This is a genomic window from Burkholderia sp. L27(2015), assembly GCF_009765705.1.
Classification (GTDB): Bacteria; Pseudomonadota; Gammaproteobacteria; order Burkholderiales; family Burkholderiaceae; genus LMUX01.
Map to the genome: position 1 here is coordinate 1 of NZ_LMUX01000049.1, position 607 is coordinate 607.

1 protein-coding gene is annotated in these 607 nt (G+C 65.2%); it reads right to left on the minus strand.

Annotated features, from left to right (window positions below; genetic code table 11):
* Window positions 1–607: beta-ketoacyl synthase N-terminal-like domain-containing protein (locus GSQ77_RS29020; RefSeq protein ID WP_301951195.1), on the minus strand; the 607-nt coding region annotated here is incomplete at both ends.

Sequence of the window (607 nt, forward strand, 5' to 3'; positions counted from 1 at the left end):
TCGGTGTCGATGTGCCAGCCGCTGCCCATGATGTGATCGAGTTCGGCGCACTCGGGGTCGGTATCGACCAGGTTGATGGTCGGCGCAAACCAGCGCTCGCGCATCATGCGGATCGCCCACCATGCCTCCAGCGCGCCGCAGGCGCCGAGCGTGTGACCGACATAACTCTTCATCGAGCTGATCGGCACACGCGAGCCGAGCACCGCCGCCGTGGCATGGCTTTCGGCAACGTCGCCACGATCGGTAGCGGTGCCATGCGCGCTGATATAGCCGATCGCCGAAGCCGGCAGCTGCGCATCGGACAGCGCCATTTGCATTGCCACGGCCATCGTCTCGCTGGTCGGCTGGGTGATATGACTGCCATCGGAATTGCAGCCGAAGCCGATCACCTCCACGTGGATCGTCGCGCCGCGCGCTTTCGCATGTTCGTATTCCTCCAGCACGAGCGTGCTCGCACCTTCGCCGACCACCAGACCATCGCGGCCGCGATCGAACGGACGCGGTGTGAGTGACGGTTCGTCATTGCGCGTGCTGGTGGCGAACAGCGTGTCGAACACGGCGGCGCCGGGGCCGGACAATTCCTCCGCACCGCCGCACAGCATCAACT